The 23,236-nt window shown below is 64.7% G+C and carries 17 protein-coding genes and 1 tRNA gene; 8 read left to right on the top strand and 10 right to left on the bottom strand.

Going from position 1 to position 23,236, the window contains the following annotated elements:
- Positions 1-6: 6 nt before the first annotated feature.
- On the bottom strand, positions 7-2,079 hold the full coding sequence (locus ABQ039_RS08080) for a PAS domain-containing sensor histidine kinase (RefSeq protein ID WP_065032359.1): 2,073 nt from the start codon (positions 2,077-2,079) through the stop codon (positions 7-9).
- The gene (locus tag ABQ039_RS08075) at positions 2,066-3,580 is read right to left on the bottom strand and encodes an ATPase domain-containing protein (RefSeq protein WP_160954980.1); all 1,515 of its coding nucleotides are present in this window, start codon (positions 3,578-3,580) and stop codon (positions 2,066-2,068) included. The genes ABQ039_RS08080 and ABQ039_RS08075 overlap by 14 nt, the downstream gene beginning before the upstream one ends.
- A gap of 237 nt (positions 3,581-3,817) precedes the next feature.
- On the opposite strand from ABQ039_RS08075, the gene ABQ039_RS08070 reads away from it, so the two are divergent.
- Positions 3,818-4,162 (top strand): response regulator, encoded by a 345-nt coding sequence (locus ABQ039_RS08070; protein WP_016903378.1) that lies wholly within the window; start codon positions 3,818-3,820, stop codon positions 4,160-4,162.
- Between the two features lie 40 nt (positions 4,163-4,202).
- Here the strand turns inward: ABQ039_RS08070 and ABQ039_RS08065 are convergent, their stop codons facing one another.
- Positions 4,203-7,028 (bottom strand): PAS domain-containing protein, encoded by a 2,826-nt coding sequence (locus ABQ039_RS08065; protein ID WP_374057860.1) that lies wholly within the window; start codon positions 7,026-7,028, stop codon positions 4,203-4,205.
- 444 nt (positions 7,029-7,472) lie between these two features.
- Between ABQ039_RS08065 and ABQ039_RS08060 the strand changes: the two genes are divergently transcribed.
- The 5 genes from ABQ039_RS08060 to ABQ039_RS08040 all read left to right on the top strand — a co-directional run bounded on the left by ABQ039_RS08060 (position 7,473) and on the right by ABQ039_RS08040 (position 12,734).
- Entirely contained in the window at positions 7,473-7,937 is a 465-nt protein-coding gene (locus ABQ039_RS08060) for a MarR family winged helix-turn-helix transcriptional regulator (RefSeq protein ID WP_046345906.1), read from the top strand.
- A 37-nt stretch (positions 7,938-7,974) separates the two neighbouring features.
- Positions 7,975-9,159: an FAD-dependent monooxygenase gene (locus ABQ039_RS08055; RefSeq protein ID WP_349777889.1), complete on the top strand. Its 1,185-nt coding sequence runs from the start codon at positions 7,975-7,977 to the stop codon at positions 9,157-9,159.
- Between the two features lie 414 nt (positions 9,160-9,573).
- The gene (locus ABQ039_RS08050) at positions 9,574-11,685 is read left to right on the top strand and encodes a methyl-accepting chemotaxis protein (protein WP_349777890.1); all 2,112 of its coding nucleotides are present in this window, start codon (positions 9,574-9,576) and stop codon (positions 11,683-11,685) included.
- A gap of 172 nt (positions 11,686-11,857) precedes the next feature.
- Positions 11,858-12,274 (top strand): hypothetical protein, encoded by a 417-nt coding sequence (locus ABQ039_RS08045; RefSeq protein ID WP_349777891.1) that lies wholly within the window; start codon positions 11,858-11,860, stop codon positions 12,272-12,274.
- Between the two features lie 205 nt (positions 12,275-12,479).
- A complete protein-coding gene (locus ABQ039_RS08040) occupies positions 12,480-12,734 on the top strand; it encodes a hypothetical protein (protein ID WP_349777892.1) in 255 nt (84 codons plus the stop codon).
- 234 nt (positions 12,735-12,968) lie between these two features.
- Here the strand turns inward: ABQ039_RS08040 and ABQ039_RS08035 are convergent, their stop codons facing one another.
- Positions 12,969-13,361, bottom strand: a complete 393-nt coding sequence (locus tag ABQ039_RS08035) for a hypothetical protein (protein WP_374057720.1) — start codon at positions 13,359-13,361, stop codon at positions 12,969-12,971.
- 708 nt (positions 13,362-14,069) lie between these two features.
- Here ABQ039_RS08035 and ABQ039_RS08030 point away from each other — a divergent pair.
- Both ABQ039_RS08030 and ABQ039_RS08025 read left to right on the top strand, forming a co-directional pair.
- The gene (locus ABQ039_RS08030; protein WP_039522717.1) at positions 14,070-14,621 is read left to right on the top strand and encodes a CPBP family intramembrane glutamic endopeptidase; all 552 of its coding nucleotides are present in this window, start codon (positions 14,070-14,072) and stop codon (positions 14,619-14,621) included.
- 123 nt (positions 14,622-14,744) lie between these two features.
- Positions 14,745-15,119 carry a nuclear transport factor 2 family protein gene (locus ABQ039_RS08025; protein WP_184517080.1) on the top strand — a complete coding sequence of 125 codons (375 nt, stop codon included), beginning with the start codon at positions 14,745-14,747 and terminating at the stop codon, positions 15,117-15,119.
- A gap of 137 nt (positions 15,120-15,256) precedes the next feature.
- Here ABQ039_RS08025 and ABQ039_RS08020 read toward each other — a convergent pair whose 3' ends face one another.
- The 6 genes from ABQ039_RS08020 to serS all read right to left on the bottom strand — a co-directional run bounded on the left by ABQ039_RS08020 (position 15,257) and on the right by serS (position 23,207).
- Complete coding sequence (locus ABQ039_RS08020; RefSeq protein WP_349777893.1) at positions 15,257-17,050, bottom strand: methyl-accepting chemotaxis protein; 1,794 nt, start codon at positions 17,048-17,050, stop codon at positions 15,257-15,259.
- 310 nt (positions 17,051-17,360) lie between these two features.
- Entirely contained in the window at positions 17,361-18,437 is a 1,077-nt protein-coding gene (locus ABQ039_RS08015) for a catalase family protein (protein ID WP_184517074.1), read from the bottom strand.
- Between the two features lie 405 nt (positions 18,438-18,842).
- Positions 18,843-19,589: a hypothetical protein gene (locus tag ABQ039_RS08010; protein ID WP_184517070.1), complete on the bottom strand. Its 747-nt coding sequence runs from the start codon at positions 19,587-19,589 to the stop codon at positions 18,843-18,845.
- 429 nt (positions 19,590-20,018) lie between these two features.
- Positions 20,019-20,108: transfer RNA gene (locus ABQ039_RS08005), tRNA-Ser, on the bottom strand.
- A 337-nt stretch (positions 20,109-20,445) separates the two neighbouring features.
- Positions 20,446-21,462, bottom strand: a complete 1,017-nt coding sequence (locus ABQ039_RS08000; RefSeq protein ID WP_016903391.1) for a LysR family transcriptional regulator — start codon at positions 21,460-21,462, stop codon at positions 20,446-20,448.
- Between the two features lie 464 nt (positions 21,463-21,926).
- On the bottom strand, positions 21,927-23,207 hold the full coding sequence (gene serS, locus ABQ039_RS07995) for a serine--tRNA ligase (protein WP_349777894.1): 1,281 nt from the start codon (positions 23,205-23,207) through the stop codon (positions 21,927-21,929).
- Positions 23,208-23,236 lie beyond the last annotated feature (29 nt).

Below are 23,236 nucleotides of genomic sequence, written 5' to 3'. Positions count from 1 at the left end.
ACGCCATCAGGCCGACGGCCCCAACACCTCGTGCAGCTTTCCGCTGAACTCGCCCAGCGTAAACGGCTTGGCGATCATGCTCATGCCGTCGGCAAGAAACTCGCCGCGATCGCGCGCGGTTTCCGCATAGCCGGTCATGAAGATCACCGGCAGATCCCGCCGCGACTGCCGCGCGATCTCCGCCAACTGGCGCCCGTTGAGCCCGGGCAGGCCCACATCGGTCACCAGCAGATCGATGCGCCGTTGCGAAGCCAGGATCGGCAGCGCCGCATCGGCGTCGGCCACCACATCGGCCTCATAGCCCAACTCGTTGAGCAGTTCGGTGACCAGCAGCCGCACCTGTTCGTCATCTTCCACCACCAGCACCTGCTGGCCGCGTCCGGACACCACGGCACCGGCTTGCGGTTGCGGCGACAGCGCCTGCGGATGGAGACCGGCGGGCAGATACAGGCTCACCGTGGTGCCCTTGCCCAGCTCGGACTCCACCCACACCTGCCCGTTGGACTGCTGCATGAAGCCGTAGATCATCGACATGCCCAGGCCGGTGCCCTGCCCGATCGGCTTGGTGGTGTAGAACGGTTCGAACACACGCTCCAGCACGTCGGCCGGCATCCCCGCGCCGCTGTCGGTCACCGACACCACCACGTAATTGCCCGGCGCCAGCGTCACCCCGCGCCCCAGTTCCAGCGGCTGCGCTTGGACCTGCAACTGCCGGGTGGCGATGCGTAGCTGCCCGCCGTCGGGCATGGCGTCGCGGGCATTGATCGCCAGGTTGAGCAGCGCGCTTTCCAGCTGGTTTTCGTCGACATACGCCTGCGGCAGGTCGGCCTGCAGATCGGTTTCCAGATGCACCGATTCGCCCAGCGTGCGCGCCAGCAATTCCTGCAGCGATACCACCAGGTCGTTCAGATGCAGATGCCGCGCTTCCAGCGATTGCCGGCGCGAGAACGCCAGCAGCCGTTGCGTCAGTGCGGCCGCGCGCAGAGCCGAGGCCGACGCCACATCCAGAAAGCGACCCAGCCCTTCGGTGCGGCCCTGGTCGATGCGCAAGCGCGCCAGATCCAGCGCCGACAGGATGCCGGTCAGCATGTTGTTGAAGTCGTGTGCGATGCCGCCGGTGAGCTGGCCCACCGCCTCCATCTTTTGCGCCTGGCGCAATGCCGCTTCGCTGGACTCGCGTGCCAGCATCTGCTGCTGCAGCTCGGCGGTGCGTTCGGCCACCTTGACCTCGAGCAGGCTGGCCTGCTGCTGGATCGATTCCAGCGCCAGCGCGCGCGCAGTGATGTCGGTGGCAAACACATGAAAGCCGTCCACCTGGCCGTCCGCATCCAGGCGCGGCATGTAGCGAATCTCCGCATCGCGCCGGCGTCCGTCGGCGTGCGGCCAACTGGCCTCCACCGTCAACGCCTGCCCGGCCAACGCGGCCTCGATCCAGGCGCGGCGCTGCTGCACCATCGCCGGCCCCACCACATCCACCATGGACCGCCCGATCACCTCGGCAGGCGGGATGCCGATCCAGTCTTCATACGAGCGGTTGGCGAAGCGGTACACCAGATCCTTGTCGATGAAGGCAATCAGCACCGGCAGCGCGTCGGTGACGCGACGCAGCTCGGCCTCGCTCGACATCAGGGCCGTCTTGCTTTCGGCCAACTGCGCCATCTGGTCGCGAATCACGAACTGCTTCTGACGCGAGCGCAACGCAGTGGAGATCGCGCTCAACAACGACGACGAGCTCAGCGGCCGTTCCAATTCGATGACGTTGGTCACTTCCGCCGGCAGCGTAGCCTGGCGCCCGTTGTGGCTGCCGCGCGGCGCACGCAGCAGCACGAACGGAATATCCGACCAGGCGGCCTGGCTCTGCAGGGCATGCGAGAACTGACGCAGATCCCCGCCCACCGCTTCCTCGGTCAGCACCACCACGCCGGAGGCATCGAGCAGGTCGTCCGCCAGCGCAGCCAGCGACCCGTACACCCGGCGCGTCAGTCCGCGCTGACCGACGATGCCGGCAATGCTCTCCGCATCGCGGCCGAACGGCGCGATGATGTGGACGATGGACCCATCCGGGTCACAGGTAGTCAAGTGGACGATCCAGCAACGGCGTGTCGTCCCCAACAAAATGCGGAGTACCGGTCAGCACGCCGTGGAATTTCTCCAGCGGCTCGCTCAGATGGATACCGCCCGTCCCGATGCGCAACTCGCGGATCGAATCCTCATGCGCGCCGCTGCGGTTCTTGATCACCGACACGGCCTTGCGGATGCGCCCCTGCGCCTCGAAGAAGCGGAACAGGATGACGGTGTCAGCCATGTAGGAGATGTTGAGGTTGCCGGTGGACATCGTGCCGACCAGGCCGTGCTGCGGATTGACCAGGAACGTGGTCACGCCGCTCTGGTTGAGGTAGGACAGCAGCTCGTGCATCTGCAGCATCAGCTGCTTTTCCTGCGGCATCGAGGTGAGATAGCCGTTGAGGCTGTCGATCACCAGCACGCGGCAGTTGCGCTGTTCCACACTGGCGCGCACCGCCCAGGCGAACTCGCCCGGGGTCAGCTCGGCCGGATCCATCTGATGCAGTTCCAGCAGGCCCGCATCCAGATACTTGCGCAGATCCATACCCAGGCTCTCGGCACGCGTCAGCAAGGTGCCGGTGCGCTCGTCGAACTCCAGGATGCAGCAATGCTCGCCGCGCTCGCAGGCAGCGGTCACGTACTGCAGCGCGATATTGGTCTTGCCCGAACCGGCAGGCCCGGTCAGCAGGGTGCTGGTGCCGCGCAGCGGCCCCCCGTGCAGCAGCGCATCGACACGCGCCACACCACTGGACACCGCATCGCCGATGAACGGCACATGGTGATCGGAGGCGATCAGCCGCGGAAAGATCCGCATGCCGCCGGTGGTGATGGTGATGTCGTGGTAGCCGGCGATGAAATCCACGCCGCGCAACTTCTGCACCTGCATGCGCCGCCGCGCCGCGCCGAAATCCAGCGTCATGCGTTCCAGCGAAATCACCCCATGGCACAGGCTGTGCAGATGCGCATCGCGTTCGCCGTTCTCGCCGGTGAGGTCATCGACCAGGAACACGGTGATGTTGCGCGGCGCAAAGAACTGCTTGAGCGCCAACACCTGACGCCGGTAGCGCAGCGAATCCTGCGCCAGCAGGCGCAACTCGGACAGCGAGTCGAACACCACACGCGTCGGCTTGACCCGGTCCACTTCGGCCTGGATCAGCTTAATGGTGCCGTCCAGCTCCATTTCCCACGGATGCAGGATGGACTGCTGGCGTCCATCGCCCAGAAACGCTTCGGCCGATGCCAGCTCGAAGATATGCAGCGCCTCCAGCGACCAGTTGTGCGAGGCGGCCACTTCGTTGAGCTCGTCGATGGTTTCCGACAAGGTCACGTACAGGCAGCTCTCGCCCTTGGCAGCGCCATCGAGCAGGAACTGCAGCGATGCGGTGGTCTTGCCCGAGCCCGGCTGGCCCTCCAGCAGGTACAGGCGGTTGGGCGGCAGGCCGCCGCGCAGGATGGTGTCAAGCCCCGTCGTACCAGTCGTAATGCGGTTTGCGATCATCGGCTTCAGATTTTCCATAGGCTTAAATTTATCACGGGCGCATCACTGCCCGCTGCGCACCACTGAATCGATCAGCTTGCTTGGCGCGAGCTGAGCCCCCGCGATATCGGTAGCGTGCTGTGACCTGCACCGCGCTTTATGACAGTTCCGACACGTTCGTCACGCGCGTGGGCCTAGCGTTGCACCTGAAGTGCATCGCATGGTTGCGATCGCTCGAGGACTGCGGTGAACCACGCATCATGTAACGCCCGTATCTTGCTGGTCGAAGACGACGATGCCATTCGTGCGATGACCGCAGATATCCTGGGTGACGAGGGCTACCAGGTCATCGCGTCGCCAGACGCCGAGCAGGCGCTGGAGCAGCTCAACCAGGCGCGTCCGTTCGACCTGCTGCTCTCCGATATCTGCCTGCCCGGTATGAACGGGCGCGACCTTGCCGACAATGCGCGCCGTCTGTATCCCGCCCTGCCCATCGTGTTCATGACCGGCTATGCCGGGTCCATCGCCAAGCGTGCGGATTTTCTCGATACCGGCATGCGTCTGTTGACCAAGCCGTTTTCGTTGCGCGACCTGCTGGGCATCGTGCAGACCGCGCTGTAAGCAACCCCGACCGAATCATCGCCAAGCCTGCACGCAGGCCTCAGTGCGATTTGCGTTCCAGCAACTGTGCCACGCGACGTTCCAGGTCCACGGCCAGAAACGGCTTGGTCAGCACCTCCATGCCTTCCTCCAGTTGCCCGGCGCCCACCGCTGCGGTTGCCGCGTAGCCGGTGACGAACAGCACCGGCAGCGTCGGCCGCGACTGCCGCCCCGCGTCGGCGACCTGACGTCCGTTCAATCCACCGGTCAGCCCGACGTCGGTCACCAGCAGATCGATCGTCTCCTGCGAGCGCAGGCGCTCCACTGCGGCGCTGCCTTCGGCGGTCTCGATGACGCGGTAGCCCGCTTCGCTCAGCACTTCGGACATCAGCACGCGGATCGCGGTTTCGTCTTCCACCAGCAGCACCGTGCAGCTTGGCGCGGTGGAACGCAGCGGTTGCTCGGTCGCCGGCACTGCCTCGTCCTGCGCCAGCACACCATCGAAGCGCGGCAGGTACAACGCCATGGTGGTGCCGATGCCCACCTCCGAATCGATGCGCACGTGGCCGCCGGACTGGCGGGTGAATCCGTAGATCATCGACAAGCCCAGACCGGTGCCCTGCCCGATCGGCTTGGTCGTGAAAAACGGCTCGAACACCTTGGACATCACATCGGCGCTCATGCCGGTGCCGGTGTCCTGCACGCTCAGGCACACGTACTCGCCGATCGGCAGGTCCAGCTGCTGGGCGGCGCCGGCGTCCAGCACCCGGTTGGCGACGGCGATGGTGAGCTCGCCGCCATCGGGCATCGCGTCGCGCGCGTTGATGCACAGGTTCAATAGCGCGTTTTCCAGCTGCGGCGCATCCACCAGCACCTTCCACGGGTCGGCTGCAGGGCGCAGCTGCAAGGCGATCGAAGGCCCCAGCGTGCGCGCGATGATGTCGTGCATGCCCTGCACCAGTGCCTGCACCTCCAGCGCGGTCGGCGCCAGGGTCTGCCGGCGCGAAAACGCCAGCAGCCGCTGGGTCAGTGCGGTGGCGCGCGCGGCGCTGGACTGCGCCATTTCCACATAGCGCTCCAGGCGGTCGTACTTGCCCTGTTCGATGCGCGTCTGCAACAGCTCCAGACCGACGCTGATCGCCGTCAGCAGATTGTTGAAGTCGTGCGCCAGCCCGCCGGTCAGCTGGCCGACTGCCTCCATCTTCTGGCTCTGGCGCAGCTTTTCCTCGGCCAGCAGCAGCGCCGCGCTGCGTTCGCGCACGCGCTCTTCCAGCGTTTCGGTCAGCTGGCGCAGCTGCTGCTCGGCCAGCCGCTTGTCGGTGATGTCGGCCGCGGTGCCGAACCACTCCACGATCTGCTCGCCCTCGTCCAGCAAGGGGATCGCGCGCATCAGGGTCCAGCCCACCTGCTGATCGGCATCCAGCACGCGGTATTCCACGTCCAGCCCGGTCTTGTTGACGATCGAATGCGCAATGGCTTCGGCCAGCCGCGCGCGATCGTCCGGGTGCACCATCTCCTGCTGCCAGTTCAAGCTTGCCGAGAGCGCATCGCTCAGCGCCCCCTCGCCAACCAGCTGGCGAAGCTCGCGCCAGTCGGCGCTGGCCGAGAAGATCGACTGCGAGGACGCGCGCACCAGCGCATCCAGCCGGCGCTCGCTCTCGCGCAGGGCTTCGCTGGCCAGTCGCTCGGCGGTGCGGTCGCGCAACACCTTGACAAAGCCGATCGCCGCACCGGTTTCGTCGCGCAGCACCATCAGCGACCCGTTCGCCCAGAAACGCTGACCGGACTTGCGCACATGCCAGCGCTCGTCCATGCCGCTGCCGCTTTCCAGCGCCGCCGCCGCCTCGATCAGGATCTGCCGGCGCTCCACATCTTCCGGGGTGAAGGTGCGCTCCAGGGTCTGGCCCAGCATTTCGGCCTCGCTCCAGCCCAGAATGCGCTGCGCGCCCTCGTTCCAGGACGTGACCAGGCCGTGCAGGTCGGTGGCGATGATCGCGTAGTCCATCACGCTGTCCAGGATCTGCCGGTTGCGCACTTCCGCCTCGCGCACCGCGCGTTCCAGGCCGATGCGGTCGGTGATGTCCAGGCCCTGCACGAAGATGCCGGAGACGGTGCCATCGGCACCGGCGATCGGCTGGTAGACCAGATCCAGCAGGCGTCGCTCCACCGGGCCGCCCGGCGCGGCCTGCACGTTATAGGCCAGCGCATTGGCCGCGTAGGCGCGCCCGGACTGGTACACCTCGTCCAGGCGATGCAGATGCCCCTGCTCGACCAGATCCGGCAGGGCCTCGGCCAGCGGCTTGCCGATCACGTCGCGGTGCCCGATCAATCGCGAATAGCACGGGTTGGCGAACTCCACCCGATGCTGCGGACCGCTCAGAAACGCCATGAACATCGGCGCCTGCTCAAACAACCGGATCAGCCGCTCGTGCTCATCGGCAAGCCGGTTTTGCGCCACCTTGCGGTCGGTGACTTCGTTGGTGACGCAGAACGCGCCGCCCACACGCCCATCGTCCAGATAGATCGGCGAGAACGAGAATGTCCACCAAGTGTCTTCCGGCGTGCCGTAGCGGTTCATGCCGATCGGCACTTCCTCGAAGCGCGAGGCGCGCCCCGCGAACGCGGCCTCGATCGGCGCACGTACCGCCTCCCAGGCATCGGCCCACAATTCCCGCAGCGGCGCACCCAGCGCATGCGGCTGCCGCGGCCCAAGGATCGGCGTATAGGCATCGTTGTAGAAGAAGGTCAGCGCATCGCCCCACACCACATACATGCTTTCCGGCGAGCTGAGCATCAGGCTGACCGCATTGCGCAGCGGCGACGGCCACTGCGTGGTCGGCCCCAGCGGTGTTGCGGCCCAGTCGTAGGCGCGCACGGCCTGCGCCATGGCGCTGTCGCCATACGGAAACGGCGCGCTCACGTGGTGCCCAGGCGCGCTGCCGCCCAGCGGCAGTCGTCATGCGGACAATACGCAACGCGGTGCGCGGACGGCTTACCAATCACCCAAACAAGCATCTTTGACGAACCATTGAAGAAGAACCAGGATCAAACGCCGCGCAGCGCCGGCTGGCAGGAACGGAACGGGCCGAGATGCCGGCCGGACCTGCCAGCGCCATCCGGCGTTGCCGGTGGCGCCCTGCAAGGCGTGCAGCGCCCGCCTACGTTACAACACTCAGGTGACGATGCCTGCCGACTGCGCGCCGGCCCCACCATGGCGTGTTGGCGCGGCAGCCGGCATGGATGCCGCGCCGCGGCGCGCCGGCGATGCCCGGCGGTGCGCGTGCCCGGATAAAATCGCGAAATGGCCCAACGGCGTGGCACGATGACGCAAATGCAGGATCGCGATGCACTCATTCACCCGCTGGCTGCGGTGGCCCCGGGGTATCTGGCCAACCATGCTGCACGGGTCTTCAACCGTCTGGTGGATGCGCAACTGCGCCCGCATGGGATGTCGCTGGCACTGCTCGGGCCGATCATGCTGCTGTCCTGGAAAGGGCCGATGCTGCAACGCGACCTGGTGATCGACTCGGCGGTGAAGCAGCCGGCAATGGTGGCCCTGCTGGACAAGCTGGAGGGCCTGCAGCTGATCGAGCGCGCCCCGGCGCCGCAGGACCGCCGCGCCGCAGTGGTCTCGCTCACGTCGCGCGGGCGCAAGATCGCCGAGATCGGCGGCAAGATACTGATCGATCTCAATGCCGATGCGCTGAAGGACTTCTCCCCCGAGGAGGCGCAGCAGACTGTTGCATTCATGCAGCGCCTGATCGCCAACCTGGAGCAGCGCGACCAGGACATGTAATATCACTCCTGATATTTCTTCTTTCGGGTGATCTGTCATGGCGCGTCGCATCCTCATCACCGGCGCAAGCGTCGCCGGCAACACCGTGGCCTGGGCGCTCGCCCGGCAGGGATTCGACGTCAGCGTCGTCGAGCAGGCCGCGCAGTTTCGCGATGGCGGCCAGAACATCGACGTGCGCGGGGTCGGCCGCGAGGTCATGCAGCGCATGGGCCTGGAGCAGGCCGCACTCGATCATGGCACCGGCGAGGAAGGTACTGCCTGGGTCGACGACCACGGCCATGCGGTGGCGACCTTCAAGACCGACGACATCGATGGCGATGGCCCGACCGCAGAGCTGGAAATCCTGCGCGGCGACCTCGCCCGCCTGCTCTACGACGCCGCACGCCAGACAGCCGAGTACCGGTTCGGCGACCGCATCGCCAGCATCGACGACGACGGCGAGGCTGCCACCGTGCACTTCCAGAGCGGACGCAGCGACCGCTTCGATGCCGTCATCGTCGCCGAAGGCGTCGGCTCGGCCACACGCGAGCTGGTGTTTCCCGGCGAGAACGACCCGCGCTGGATGGATCTGACCATTGCCTACTTCACCATCGCACGCACCGCCGACGACGACCGCCTGTGGCGCTGGTATCACACCACCGGCGGGCGCAGCATCTCGTTGCGCCCGGACCAGCACGGCACCACGCGCGCGATGCTGTCGCTGCAGAAAGCCCCCGAGGGCGAGCAGGACTGGGACCTGGCGACCCAGAAGGCCTATCTGCGCGAACGCTTCGCCGACGCCGGCTGGCAGGCTGCGCGGGTGCTGGACGGCATGGACACCACCGACGATTTCTACTTCGATGCCTTGCGGCAGGTGCGCATGCCGCGCTGGCACGCCGGCCGCGTCGTGCTGACCGGCGACGCCGCCTGGTGCGCAACCCCGCTGGCCGGCATCGGCGCCACTCTTGCGGTCACCGGCGGCTACGTGCTGGCCAACGAGATCGCACGTGCCGCGACACTGGAACAGGCCCTCGCCGCCTACGCCGACGCCATGCGGCCGATGGTGGAACAGGGCCAGGGCGTGCCGAAGATCGGCCCGCGCCTGATGAATCCGCACAGCCGGCTCGGCATCCAGCTGCTGCACGGCGCACTGAAATTCGCCAGCCAACCCAGCATCCAGAACATTGCCGCCAAGCTGATGACGCCGTCGATGAAGGCGCCGGATCTGTCTCGCTATGACTGAGGCCGCCTGGATCGGCGGCCGTGCTGCGGTGGCGGCACGATGCATGCTGATCGACGCCTGCCATCGGCCGCAGCACCGGCGCTGCGGCCGTCTCCACGCCTCGGTCATTTGCCGTGCCTGAATCCGCTTCTGCCCCGGCGCTGACCGGTACCAAAGCGCTGCGCTGCGGCCGCGACCGCTGGCTTGCGTTCTGATCGCCATGGCTGACGGCATTGCGAAGCCAACCGTGGATGAATCCTGCCACCGCCGGCGGTTTCATTTCCGCTGACGCAGGCCGCTAACGAACAGGTCGAGACATCCTTCGTGCAGCGGCAACGCTGCCGACCCCATCGGTGTCCCGGGCGCATCGCCTCCCAGCTGTTGCTGGGATTCTCCCCCGCTCTTCCGCTCGCCGGATCACCGATCAAACTCCCTATGTCCCTGTTTTCGAATCTGCGCATCGGTCAGCGCCTGGCCCTCGGCTTCCTCGCGATCATTGTGCTGATGGTGATCCTCACCGTCGTCGGCATCCAGCGCGTACGCAGCATCGACCAGCAGCTCACCGCCATCAACGAAGTGAACAGCGTCAAGCAACGCTATGCGATCAATTTCCGCGGCAGCGTGCACGACCGCGCGATCGCCCTGCGCGATGTCGTGCTGCTGGACGACCCGGCAGAGCGGCACACGGCAGAGCAATCGATCGACAAGCTCGCCGCGGACTACGCCCGCTCCGCCAAGCCACTGGACGACATGATCGCGGCCTCCACGGACGCGGAAGAAAAGGCCATCCTCCAGCGGATCAAGGCCATCGAGCAGCGCACCATGCCGTTGATCGCGCAGGTGCGCGCGTTCCGCGATGGCGCCGACAAGCCGCATGCCGAACAACGCCTGCTGCAGCAGGCGCGCCCCGCCTTCGTCGCCTGGCTGGCCAGCATCAACGCCTTCATCGACCTGCAGGAAGCCAAGAACCGCGCGGCCGCCAAGGACGCGGTGACCACCGCGCGCGGCTTTGCAATGCTGATGGTGGTCTCCACCGTCATCGCCTTGCTGCTGGGCGCCACCATTGCGTGGTTGCTGACCCGTAGCGTGGTGCTGCCCTTGCGCCAATCGCTGCGGTTGGCCGAGCGCATCAACGACGGCGACCTGCGCAGCCAGGACCTGCCCACCAGCAAGGACGAATCCGGCCAGTTGCTGCGCGCCATGCAACAGATGCAGCGCCGCCTGCAGGATGTGATCTCCGCCCAACGCAACATGGCGGCCCGCCACGATGCCGGTGAGATCAGCTACCGCACCGACGCCCAGCAGTTCCCCGGCGAATACGGGCACATGGTGCAGGACACCAACGCCCTGGTACATGCGCACGTGCAGACCCAGCTGCGCATGACCGAGGTCATGGGCAGCTATGCCATCGGCGACCTGGCCCCCGAAATCGAGCAATACCCCGGCGAAAAGGCCGCCATCACCGCCACCATGCAGCAGGTCAAGCAGAACCTGCGCGCCATCAACGCGCAGATCCAGCAGCTCACCCAGGCTGCCTGCGCCGGCAACTTCGCGTTGCGCGGCCAGCCTGAGAAGTTCGAGCACGACTTCCGCCTGATGGTCGAAAACCTCAACACCATGATGGCCACCTCCGACACCAACCTGGCCAGGTTTTCCGACCTGCTGCGGTGCATCGCCGATGGCGACCTGACCGTGCGCATGACCGGCAACTTCCACGGCGTGTTCGCCTCCATGCGCGACGATGCCAACAGCACCGTGCATCGCCTCACCGACATCGTCACGCATATCCAGACCACCTCCAACAGCATCGGTTTTGCCGCCGAAGACATCGCCAGTGGCAACCAGGAACTGTCCCGCCGCAGCGAACAACAGGCCGCCAGCCTGGAAGAAACCGCAGCATCGATGGAAGAGCTGACCTCCACCGTCAAGCAGAATGCCGAGCACGCCGGCCGTGCCAATCAGCTCGCGCTGGGCGCCGCCGCCATTGCCTCGGAAGGACGCGACGTGGTTGGCCAGGTCATCGAACAGATGTCCGGCATCGAAGCCTCGTCCAGGCGCATCGCCGACATCATCTCGGTCATCGACGGCATCGCCTTCCAGACCAATATCCTCGCGCTCAATGCCGCCGTCGAGGCCGCACGCGCCGGCGAACAAGGCCGCGGTTTTGCCGTGGTGGCCTCGGAAGTGCGCACCCTCTCGCACCGCTCATCGGACGCCGCCAAGGAGATCAAACGCCTGATCGAGGACTCCGTGCAGCGCGTCGCCGACGGTGCAACGCTGGTGCACAAGGCCGGCACCACCATGGGCGAGGTCGTCACCAGCGTCCAGCATGTCACCGACATCATGGGCCACATCTCCGCCGCCTCGCAGGAACAGGCCGGCGGCATCGAACAGGTCAACCTGACCATCGCCCAGATGGACGAAACCACCCAGCAGAACGTCAGCCTGGTCGAAGCCGCGAGCACGGCAGCCCGTTCGCTGGAAGCGCATTCGACCCAGCTGACGCAGGCGGTCGAGGTGTTCAAGGTCAATGCCTCGGTGATCTGACTGGCCGGGTAGTGCGATCCTTAGTGACTGGCCGTGTTGCTGCCTGCGCTCGCGCAATGCTGCGCACTTGCGCGAGCGCATCACGGCGAAGTGACGCTGCATCGCATTGATGTGGTCGCTACATCCGCACAGCGCACCGAAACATCAGCTTGCATCTCCACAACACACGGGCATGATTGCCGCAATGGAACGCCTCCGCCCCTTCCGCACGCTGATGCTTGCAACGCTTCTGGTCGCCTGGCTTGCCGCGTGCGCGGCAGCTGGCCCCATCACCAGCCAGCCCATCGAAGGCCCGGTGCGGCTGGGAGAAATCGCGGCGGTCGATGGCCCCAAGGTACGTCCCGACCGCGTCATCGAAGACAGCCGTTGCCCGGCCGAGGTGCAGTGCGTCGTGGCGGGCCGGCTGATCGTCAGGGCAACCGTGCTCGGCGGCGGCTGGTCCAGACAGATCGATCTCACGCTTGGCGTTCCGGTGGCTGTGGCCGATGGCCAGTTGACGTTGGTCGCCGCCACTGCCCCACCAGCAGACTCGGCAACGGCCGCCGCGTCGAACATGCGCTTCACTTTCCGCTTTCAGGGTGGGCGTTGATCAAAGTGCTTCAGGCCCGGGGCGATGCAGCACGGACGCGATGCCCTGCAGGCGCCCACACGTCATCCAGTGCTGCTCGTAGCCGTTGAACCGAGGCATACGCTTGTTCTCGCGTTGCAAAGCCTGAGAATCCCATCAGCAAACCGCCCGACGATGAGGGGCGCATTCGCCAACTGCTCAATGCCTGGAGTGGCAGTCCGTGTGATTGGGCGGCCTGCGCCAGCAGCGCATCGAGTTGGACAACCTGGCCGGGTGGCGGGTGAGTCCGCATTTCAGCGACCGTGAGCGCCTGGCCCTGGGGTGGACCGAGTCATTGACAGATATCGCAAACAGCCGAGCCCCTGACGATGACTTTGCTCTTCTAAAAGCCCATTACAGTGACGCCGAGATCGCTGACCTGAGCTTTGCCATCGCGCTGATGGCCGCATTCAATCGTTTGGCGATTGGCATGCGTCAGTAAAGTCCAGCGCGTCAATGCAGACCGCCCGCCCTGTCTTGCAACGCTGATAGCCGCCAAGGCTCAGAACAGGAGCCTGACGGCCGGCTAGCGTCCGGTGCCAACACACTGCACTGCTGGCGGCTGCTCATTGTTGCCTTTGCTGATCCAGGCGCGGCGTATGACTACGCTACGCACTGGATGATCAAGTGCTGTGCATCGAGCGGAATGGCAAGCGCTGCCTTGCAGTAGCCCAGGCTAGGATTGCCCTCTGGCCTGGGGAAAACAGCGCTCCATTCGATCCGTCCACGCTGCCAACTGCTCAAGCGTATACGCCTCGATCGGCTTTGCCATTGTCGAGGAGGCCTTGTGTTGCGAAACGGTCGCAACCAAGGAGGAGGAAAGGCGATCCCAACAGCGCATGAGCAGCACCGGGGATGGATGCGAAGCAACCAGCGCCTCAAGCACCGCGCCCTGCGCCACCCTTGCTGCCTGCAGGTCGCTCAAGGCATCCACAACCGCTGTCATCCATTGCTCGTTCAACTGCTCCATACCTTTCAACAACGCTGTGGGAAGCGCATAGCGTATCCGGATCCACATGTCCTTGGTGGTGCGTTTTGCCAGTCGGCGCAAACACAGCTGAACAAGCAAGGTGATGCCGAGTTCAAGCAGAGCACTGCATGACAGACGTCAGCGGTTACCACTAGCTAACCTAGTTTCTGCAACGTAGAACCATAGCTTGAAGAGATGCATGCCAGGACGAAACCACGCTGGTTGGTCGATGATCGATGCCAGCTGACGTTGAGCCCGGCAATCAATGCTCAAGCTGTGATCAGGCAACTCAAGCCGGATGGCGAAGGCACCAAGGACATCGTCACTTCGGAGCGATGTGCAGTCCAACCTGAAACGAATCCCCAGCCACTACCAGAAAATGAAATGAGAGCGTGGAGCAGCTGCCAACTGAAAAACTGGGCTGATGCAGACCTTGCTTGAACTCAATGCAAACCATCAGTGATGAATATTGAAATCAGCCGCTGCCAGCAGCGTCTTCACCGCACACGGCGACATCGGCCGGCCCCACTTCAATGTGCGGATCACGGTCGAGCGCCTGAAACAGCGCATGCCTCCATCCCTCTTCGTAGTCACTAATCCATGCCCTCTGGCACAGGACGCTTGTCACTCTCGTGGTTACCGTTCGAGCACCTACTCGATCCTTCGTCCAGCATGTTTCAACAAGGCTCCTCAAGCGCACATCCCCGCCCGGGCATTCCTGTACTGGGACATCCTCTGGCACGCATCGCAGCGATCGCTGTCATCCTCGCACTGGCGCACTACCGCTGGGTGCAGTTTCCCTGGCGGATGCCGCTTGTCGGCATTTTAGGGATTGCCTTGGTCTGGCTGGAAACGCGCTCGCTGAGTGCCTGCGGATTAAAGCCTCAGTCGTCTCGCGCCTTGCTCGGCTGGACGCTGCTGCTGCTCGCGCTGGTCATCGGCGTCATCAATCCGTTCGTGCAACCGCTGATCGATGCGCTGACCGGGACCAAGGCCGACTACAGCGGCTACGGCGCACTGCTTGGCAACGTCAACGCGGCCGCCCACCTGGCAGGCGGCGCCTGGCTCAGCGCGGCGCTTGGCGAGGAACTGGTCTTCCGTGCGTTCCTGATGCACCACCTCGATCACCTGCTGGGCCGCCATCGTGGCGGACGCGTGATGGCGGCAGTGGCAGGGGGAGCCCTGTTTGGCGCGATGCACCTGACCCAAGGCATCTCGGGGGTGCTGCTGACCGGGCTTGTCGGCGCGTTGTTCGGCTATGTCTATCTGCGATCACGACGCAACCTCTGGGCGATGATCCTGGCGCATGGCTTGATCGATACCTGGGGCATTGCGACGCTGTATCTGGGTTGGTACTAGCAAGTACCTACCAGGACCCCGCTTGCTTCGGTGTGCCTCACTGCCAACAAATCCTTGTCACGTCATCCACGGATGCTGGACGATAGCGCCTTGTCCTCCGCTGCATGAGCAGATTGTCCAGACATGACCACCGATAGCGTGCTCTCGATCGTTCAAGCGCAGCTGGATGCCTACAACGCCAAGGATATCGACGCGTTGCTGGCCACCTATGCTGACGATGCCGAGCATTACACCTTGCACGGACCACAGCTGGTCCAGGGGCATGCCATGCTTCGCGAGCGGTTTCTGGCCCGCTTTCAGGAGCCGGACCTGCATGCGCAGCTGTTGTCGCGGACCGTCGTCGGCAACATCGTCGCCGACGCGGAGCGCATCACCCGCAACTTTCCTGACGGGATCGGCCTTGTTGAGATGCTATGCATCTACGAGGTGGTCGACGGAAAAATCCAGAGAGCCTCATTCGCGACCGGCGCACGCATCGACACCGCATCTGCTCGATGAAACATTTCAGGCGATCGGCCTAGACCGGGCGCCTTTTCAGGCCAGGCGTAGAAAAGCCATTGAACGCATTCTGGTTTCCAGTGCACCGCCCTGCTTCCCGGCATTACCGGGTCACAGGGCGGCACTGGCTACACGCGTTATGCAGCCAATGCGAGCTTCGTCTTGCCGGAGGCGCTGCGTGAGCTGTTGGCAACACTCTCCACCAACGCAGTCGCCTGATCCTCAAGTGCGCGGGCCGATGATGCCATGGTGTCAACAAGAGCGGAATTTTGCTGGGTCGCTGCATCCATCTGCGAGATGGTTTGGTTGATCTGCTCGATGCCAGCGCTCTGCTCATGACTGGCCGCGGCAATGCCGCTCATGATGCCGTTGACCTGCCGCACCGAGGAAAGCAGTTCTTCCATGGCCTTGCCCGCCACGTTGACCTGCTCCGCGCCCTGCCCCACCTTCGCACCCGAGTCGGCGATCAGGTCGCGGATCTCCTTGGCCGCCATGGTGCAGCGCTGCGCGAGGCTGCGTACCTCGGACGCGACGACCGCAAAGCCACGTCCCTGCTCGCCAGCCCGCGCCGCTTCCACGGCCGCGTTCAAGGCAAGGATATTGGTCTGGAACGCGATGCCATCGATGACGGTGATGATTTCGCCGATCTTCCGCGACGACGCCTGGATTGCCGCCATGGTGCTGACGACACCATTGACCAGCTCACCGCCATGCAACGCGGTCTCCGCGGCCTTGCTCGCCAGTGAATTGGCCTGACGCGCACCTTCGGCGTTCTTGCGAACGATGCTGGTCATCTCCTCCATGGAGCTTGCAGTCTCCTCGAGCGCCGCCGCCTGCTGCTCCGTGCGCCGCGACAGGTCATCGTTGCTGCGCACGATGTCGCCTGCCGCACTACTGAGCGTATTTGCCACCTCGCCCAGCTGACGCCCGGCTTCCACGTCCATCAATGCTCCAACCGCGCGCAACGGCGTGCCATCGGCAGCGCGCTTGGTCAGGCCGCGTGCGCGGAACCAGCGGTACTGGCCGTTCTTGAGCTGCAGGCGATACTCGATATCGAAGTTGGTGCGGCCACTGCGGTCGTTCAAATGCGCCGCGAACGCGTTCAGAGAACGCTCCTTATCTTCCGGGTGCAGCCGTGACGCCCAGCTATCGAGCACGTTGGGGAAGTCCTGCTCGGACTCGAAGCCGAGCAGATGGCGGAACTGCTGCGACCACCAGAACTCGTTGTTCGGATTGATCGGGTCACCCGCGATCACGCTCATGTCCCATAAGCCGTCGCTGAGCATCTGTGAGCCGAGCTCGAAGCGCGTCAGCGTGATGTCGAGGAACTGCTCCCGCTCGCGACGCTCGGTGATGTCGGTGAGCGAACCCGCCACCCGGAGTGGCAAGCCCTGTGCATCGCGCTCGGTAGTGCCAAATGCGCGGAACCAGCGATATTCTCCGGACTTCAGACGCAGGCGGTTTTCCACGTCGTAAGGGGTTCGACCGCTGCGATCGGCGAGGTGCGCCGCAAAGGCATCTAGCGTCGGCTGCTTGTCATCCGGGTGCAGGCATGCGACCCAGCTGTCCAGAACATTGGGAAAGTCCTGTTCAGAGGCAAAGCCCAGTAGCCGGCGCATCTGCGGCGACCACCACACCGGGCTGTCGGGGTGGTCGGGATCCCCGGCAATGACACCAATATCCCAGAGCCCGTCGGTCGTACCACTGGCGACCAGATCGAAACGGCCCTCCAGATGGCGCAACGCGGTGGTCGCGTCTTCCGCCTCGGCCTTAGCCAGGTCACGCTCCTGCTGGGCCGCATACAAACGCTCAGCCATCTTCTTGAGCAGCAGAGCCGATCCGTTGTTGGGCCACTGCGCACTGCCACCTTTCAACGTGGCATCAACCGCTTTGGTCAGTGCGTCCACCTTGTGGCTGTCGGAGAAAAACATAGCGGCCTCTGCTGCTTGCGTTGGGGATGCGTCCCTAGCGGCAGCGATCGGCCGTTCTTGATAGTCCTTTCCCTATCCACCACTCTGGGCGAGTCGAGCATTCAGCTAAGCAAGAGCAGCAGCCTTGATGGATCGAGCCCGCTGTCTGCTCCTCCTTGCCAAGCGCGGCGGCGGTCACCCTGTCATGCCAAGCCGGTCGCCGCAGTCGCTCAACGACTTCTCAAAATCTTTGCCTGGCAGCTGCGATCCGGAGCACTCCGGCCCGCGGATGCAGAGAGACTGCATGACACAAGGCAAGCAGCGAGGACGGCTAGACGCCAGTCGGCTCATGGATCGGGCAGCGATTGAACTCGGAGCGGAATCGGCGCGAGGCTGCCATCACGATACGGCGCGCCCGGTTGATGGCGCCCAGCGGCCGGTGCGCGGCCAAGGCATGCCACGGCGAGAAGGCGATACGGTCTTCCAGCTGCTGCGAGTTCTCTCCGTCCCAACCGGCCTGGCGCTCGACCACCACGCGCGCGACTGCCACAAAGGGGCTGATGGATTGCGACCACTCTATCGACGCATCCTCGACCGGCATCTTTTCCACGTCCCGGCACAGCTGCACGCGCAGCTCCCACTCGGCCGGGCTGTCCAGGGTGCTGATGGCGTGATGGACGGCCTCGCGCTGCGCATCCGGGGAGTCGCCAACTTCCTGCCCATCGAGTTCAACGAGATTGCTGGACACCGGCGCCAGCGAGAACTTGGCGATGTAACGCCCGTAGAGATACGGCACCTGCGAGAAAAACGTCTCGCCCAGCGGATGAACCTGCGGCTGTCCGCCCATCTGCTTGACGCTGCCGCTTCCCCCGCCGATCTTTTCAAGCGTGTGCTCGACACCCCGAAGCACTTTCGAAAGTGCCGCCTTGGCGCCCGGCGCCTTTTCCGTGGTCGTCGCCAGCACGCGGAAGTTACGCAAGAACCCGTCGGGACCGGGGGTGGTGAAGGAAGGGCCATTGACCATCAAGAAATCCTGGCTGTGCTTCTCGTCTCCGCCCTCGACGCGCTCGCCGCTGACGCCCAACACCTTCAAGGCCAGGGCACGCGGAGTCGACACAGCATCGCTCAGTTGTTCTGCAGGTGGCGATGACAGGCGGATGTAAGCATCGTATTGCCCAGGCCCTGCGAACAGGCCTTGTCGCAGCTCTTCGGGCAGATCGTTGAATACGCTGAGCCTGGCGGTGAACAGGCCCTGCCCTTTCGCATGGACTGCGCGGTGCGCATGCCCTTCCTTTTCCGCCACCGTCGTTGCCATGTCGACGAACAGCGCTTCCAGGGAACGAATGGTTTCCTGCTCGCTGACGCTGGGCGTTTCCAGATCGGGGCGATATTCGACGGGCGCGTTCATGAGGTTCCTGGCTTTATGGCTGGTCAGGCCAATGTGCTACACCCGCTGTTTACGCTCCGTCGAAGCCGTAGGCAGCCACTTGTCGAGGGCCGCACGCCTACTCTGGCCTGCCGTTGCAATGGCAATGGCTAATAGACGGGCGATGCAGCCTACGCCCGGCATTCCTTTCGCTTTTCTGGTCGAAGCTGCCGCTTCGTTGGAGAAACCCGCGGCAGTCCTCGCAGGCGGCTGATCTTGCTCATTTCATGAACAATTTATAGCCAGGCCACGCCCCTGATGTTTTTCCTCGTTCGCTGCCGCAAGGCTTAACTCCCATCAGCACACCAACACACAGTAATCACCGTTTGAAAGACGGCGGTGTTGTCGCACTGGCAGCCTGCACCTGCACCTGCACCGGCACCGAGGTCAGGGCACTCGCTCAAACGACACCATATCGCGTTGACCATGCAAGAGCAGCGAAAGCACGGCGCTGCCATCCGGACGCATCTGCATCCTGGCTTGGCTGTCGCTGAGCCCCCGGCAGTAGCCTCTATCGTTGGCACCGATCCAGGCAGTCAAAGCACCTGCCTCATGCCCGGCATAGCGCAATTCCACTTGGCAGTCCCGAGGAGCGCCATAGCGCAGGCGACCGACCACATCACCCGGCCGGACCGCCGTCGCCACCAGATCCAGCTGCGCCGACGTCAGGCCGTTTGAGCGCCAGCGCCCTGCTTCGGTCAACGCTGCATCGGCCTTCTGGTCCAGGGCAATGACAAGCGGCGCCTCGCGACCCAGCAGCGTGAGCTGAATGCCTGATGCCATCCCATCCGCTGCCTGGAGCTGGGCACGCCCGCCGGAGAGCGCATCACAGAACTTGCCACCATTGCGCGACTGCAGCGCGTAATCGTCTGCTTGCGCACGCAGCTCCAGTGCGCAATTGAACGGGGGCCCGAATCGCAGGTCCGCACCCTGCATGCCATCGGCTCCTGCTGCACGCGCTCTCAGAACGACATAAACCGGCCCGGTGCCGCCGCGGGTGGACAGGATTCCGCGCCAATCCCCGGGCGGAATGCTGTCAGCCGCAGCAGCCGGTGCTGCAGGCAGCACCAGGCAAAGCGCGAGCGCCGAAATCATGCGAAAGATGCGACGCAGACGATGATGTCGAGCAGACATTGGAAGTCCCCATGGCGAATTTGACCGAGTGGAAAGGCCGTCCCGGCGCTACCCAGCAACGGCCGCAGCGATCGCGGGGACGGCGAGCAGATGATGGCCATAAATCAGCTGCTGCGCCGAGACAGACGGCAGAGATTTGCACACGCGTTGGCCGCATCGGTTGGCGGCTGCCCCGCGCCTGATTAATACGATTGGCATGAACGTCGCTGATCGCCGCCCGGCGATCGGATGACACACACTTCAAGCCCCAACACACGCGAGCAGGCATCAACACACCGCAGTGCCATGAAGAAACCCTCCGGCTGTCCACGGCTCGACCACTCAGTAACCGCGATGAACGAACGGACCGCGGCGCCAAGTATGGGACAGGCGATGGGACGAATCGGCGGGTCTTGAAAAAATCGGGCGCCTTAGTGCTCCAGCGACGTATGGCGGAGAGAGTGGGATTCGAACCCACGGAAGGTTTGACCCTTCGCCGGTTTTCAAGACCGGTGCCTTAAACCGCTCGGCCATCTCTCCGATGCTGCTTTGCGTGACCGCCGAAGGCGCCGGGTGATCACACTTGCGCCACGCGCGATGCGGGTGACGCCTGTCGATGGACGCCGCATTGCGCGCTGCCATCGACCCGGGATTGCTCCCGGGCGCGCATTCTCGCATGCCCGGACGCGCTTTGCTAAGCGCTGCGTCTTGCCGAGCTGCCAGGCTTTGCAAAGGGGTTCCGCTTGCCAGGTACGCAGCGTTCCCGACGACGCGGCCCTGCCAGGCGGCGCAGCGCTGATGTGCCGACGTCGACAACCAGGACCTCGACGACCAGGCGCAGCGCTTGGCCGGCTTCAGCCACGAACAGGCAAAGCGCTCAGCCGGCTTCTGCCACGGCCAGGCGCGGTGCGGTCGCGGCCGCACGCTTGAGCTTTTCGGCCAGCTCGGCGCAGTTGCCGCCGCAATCCAGGCGCGAACGTTCGATTTCCTGCGGCAGGTGCTCGGCCAGGAAGTCGATGAACACCCGCACCGCCGGCAGCAGCCCGCGGCGCGAGGCGAACACCGCGTGGCAGATGCCTTGCGGCAGCGACCAGTGCGGCAGCACCACTTCCAGTTCGCCGCTGCGCACTGCCTGGGCGCACACGGTTTCCGGCAGCATGGTGATGCCGAAGCCATCGCGCGCCATCGACTGCAGCAGCGGGAAATCGAAGCCGGCCAGACGCGGCTGCAGGTCCACGCGGCGCATCTCGCCATTGGGGCCGTGCAGTTCCCAGCGCTGGTGCGCTTCGTCTTCGCTGGTGCTCATGGTGGTGTGGTTGGCCAGCTCGCTCGGGTCCTTCGGACGCCCGGCGCGGTCCAGGTATTTGGGGCTGGCCACCAGCAACTCCTGCACCTGGCCAAAGCTGCGCATCACCAGGCTGCCGTCGTCGTCCAGGCGCGATCGCACGCGCAGCGCGATGTCGTAGCCCTCGTTGATGACGTCGACGCGGCGATTGCTGATGTTGAGCTGCAGCCGCACCTTGGGGTACTTGGCCAGGAATTCCGGCAACAGCTTGGGCAGCTGGATCTGCGCCAGCGAGACCGGAACGCTCACACGTACAAGACCGCGCGGCTCGGCACTGAGACGATCCACCACCTCGCGCGCGGCCTGGGCTTCGGCCAGCATGGTCTGCGCGTGCCGATGCACGCTGGTGCCGACGTCAGTGACCGCAAAGCGGCGCGTGGAGCGCTGCAGCAGGCGCACGCCAAGATCCGTTTCGAGCTGGCTGATACGGCGGCTCAGGCGCGACTTGGGGATCCCGAGCGCACGCTCGGCCGCGGCAAAGCCGCCGTGGTCCACCACCATCGCGAAGTAGTACAGGTCATTCAGGTCGTGCATGGCGCAGGCATCCATGGATAGAACGATAAGTGACATTTAATCACCTTTATTCCAGCAGAGCAACGACCTGATACATCAGAAATGTAGTTCCTTGCAGCCAGACCATCGAACTCTTGCGCACGGAGCTTCCTCTTTTTACCAAGGCAACGCCCAGCACCCGGCACAGATGTCGGCAGGTAGCGCTCGCTAGATCCGCCGGGGTCTTCCAGGCGCCGCAACAGGCCGTGCACCATGAAAATGCAAACGGGGCCAATGATGGCCCCGTTCCTGATCAATATGTCTAACAGCTACGCCACCGCAACTTGGGTAGCTGAGCGGCCGCGCGAGTAACACGCTCAACAAGGCTGACGAGCGAGCCGGAGCTGGCAGTTGCCAGTCGAGGCTGCCTGCCCGCCCGACATCGAGCATGAAGATGCACGCCCATTCCAGGCATCGGCCGCGCCCGTCTGCACACCGCGCAGCGGGTGCCTCGGCCGCTCTTATCCGATCCGCTCGAGCCCACCCATATACGGACGCAGCACCTCGGGCACATCGATCGAGCCGTCGGCGTTCTGGTAGTTCTCCATCACCGCGATCATCGCGCGGCCCACGGCGGTGCCGGAGCCGTTGAGCGTGTGCAGCAGCTCCGGCTTGCCGCTGGCTGGGTTGCGCCAGCGCGCCTGCATGCGCCGCGCCTGGAAATCGCCGCAGTTCGAGCACGACGAAATCTCGCGATAGGTGTCCTGCGACGGCAGCCACACCTCCAGATCGTAGGTCTTGATCGCCGAGAAGCCCATGTCGCCGGTGCACAGCAGCACCTTGCGATACGGCAGGCCGAGTTTTTCCAGCACCACTTCGGCGCAGCGGGTCATGCGCTGATGCTCGGCATCGCTGTGTTCCGGCGCGCAGGCGGTGACCAGTTCGACTTTTTCGAACTGGTGCTGGCGGATCATGCCGCGCGTGTCGCGGCCGCCGCTGCCGGCTTCGGCACGGAAGCACATCGAGTGCGCGGTCATGCGCAATGGCAGACGCTCGGCATCGACGATTTCGTCGCGCACGATATTGGTCAGCGGCACTTCCGAGGTGGGGATCAGATAGCGGCGCGACTCGCCCACTTCGGTCTGAAACAGGTCGTCCTCGAATTTGGGCAGTTGCCCGGTGCCGCGCATCGACTCGGCATTGACCAGCAGCGGCACGTTGGTTTCTTCATAGCCATGCTCGCCGACATGCAGGTCGAGCATGAATTGCGCCAGCGCGCGGTGCAGCCGCGCGACCGGCCCGCGCAGCACAGTGAAACGCGCACCCGACAGCTTGGCGGCAGTCTCGCCGTCCAACCAGCCGTGCGGTGCACCGAGTTCCACATGGTCTTTGACCGGGAAGTCGAACTGGCGCGGCGTGCCCCAGCGCGACTGCTCGACATTCTCGCCCTCGTCCTTGCCCTGCGGCACGTCGTCGGCCGGCAGATTGGGCAGGCCCAGCGCGATGGTCTCCAGCTTGGCGCGAATCACCTCCAACGCGTCTTCGGAGGCCTTGAGCTCATCGCCGAAACCGGCCACTTCGGCCATCAGCGCAGTGACATCCTCGCCCTTGGCCTTGGCCTGCCCGATCGCCTTGGACTTGGAGTTGCGCTGACTCTGCAGCTCCTGCGTGCGCACCTGGATGCGCTTGCGCTCGCTTTCCAGCGACTCCAGTTCCGCGGTGTCCAGGGAGAAACTGCGCGTGCTGCGCAGGCGCTCGGCAAGGTCGGCGGGATGTTGGCGAAGCAGGGCCGGATCTAGCATCGGGAGTCTGTGTGTCGGTAGGAAGCGCG

This window comes from Xanthomonas sp. WHRI 6108 (genome assembly GCF_040202385.2).
GTDB lineage: Bacteria > Pseudomonadota > Gammaproteobacteria > Xanthomonadales > Xanthomonadaceae > Xanthomonas > Xanthomonas arboricola.
The sequence above is the reverse complement of the archived record's forward strand: the minus strand, read 5'-3'. Positions and strand labels throughout refer to the sequence as shown.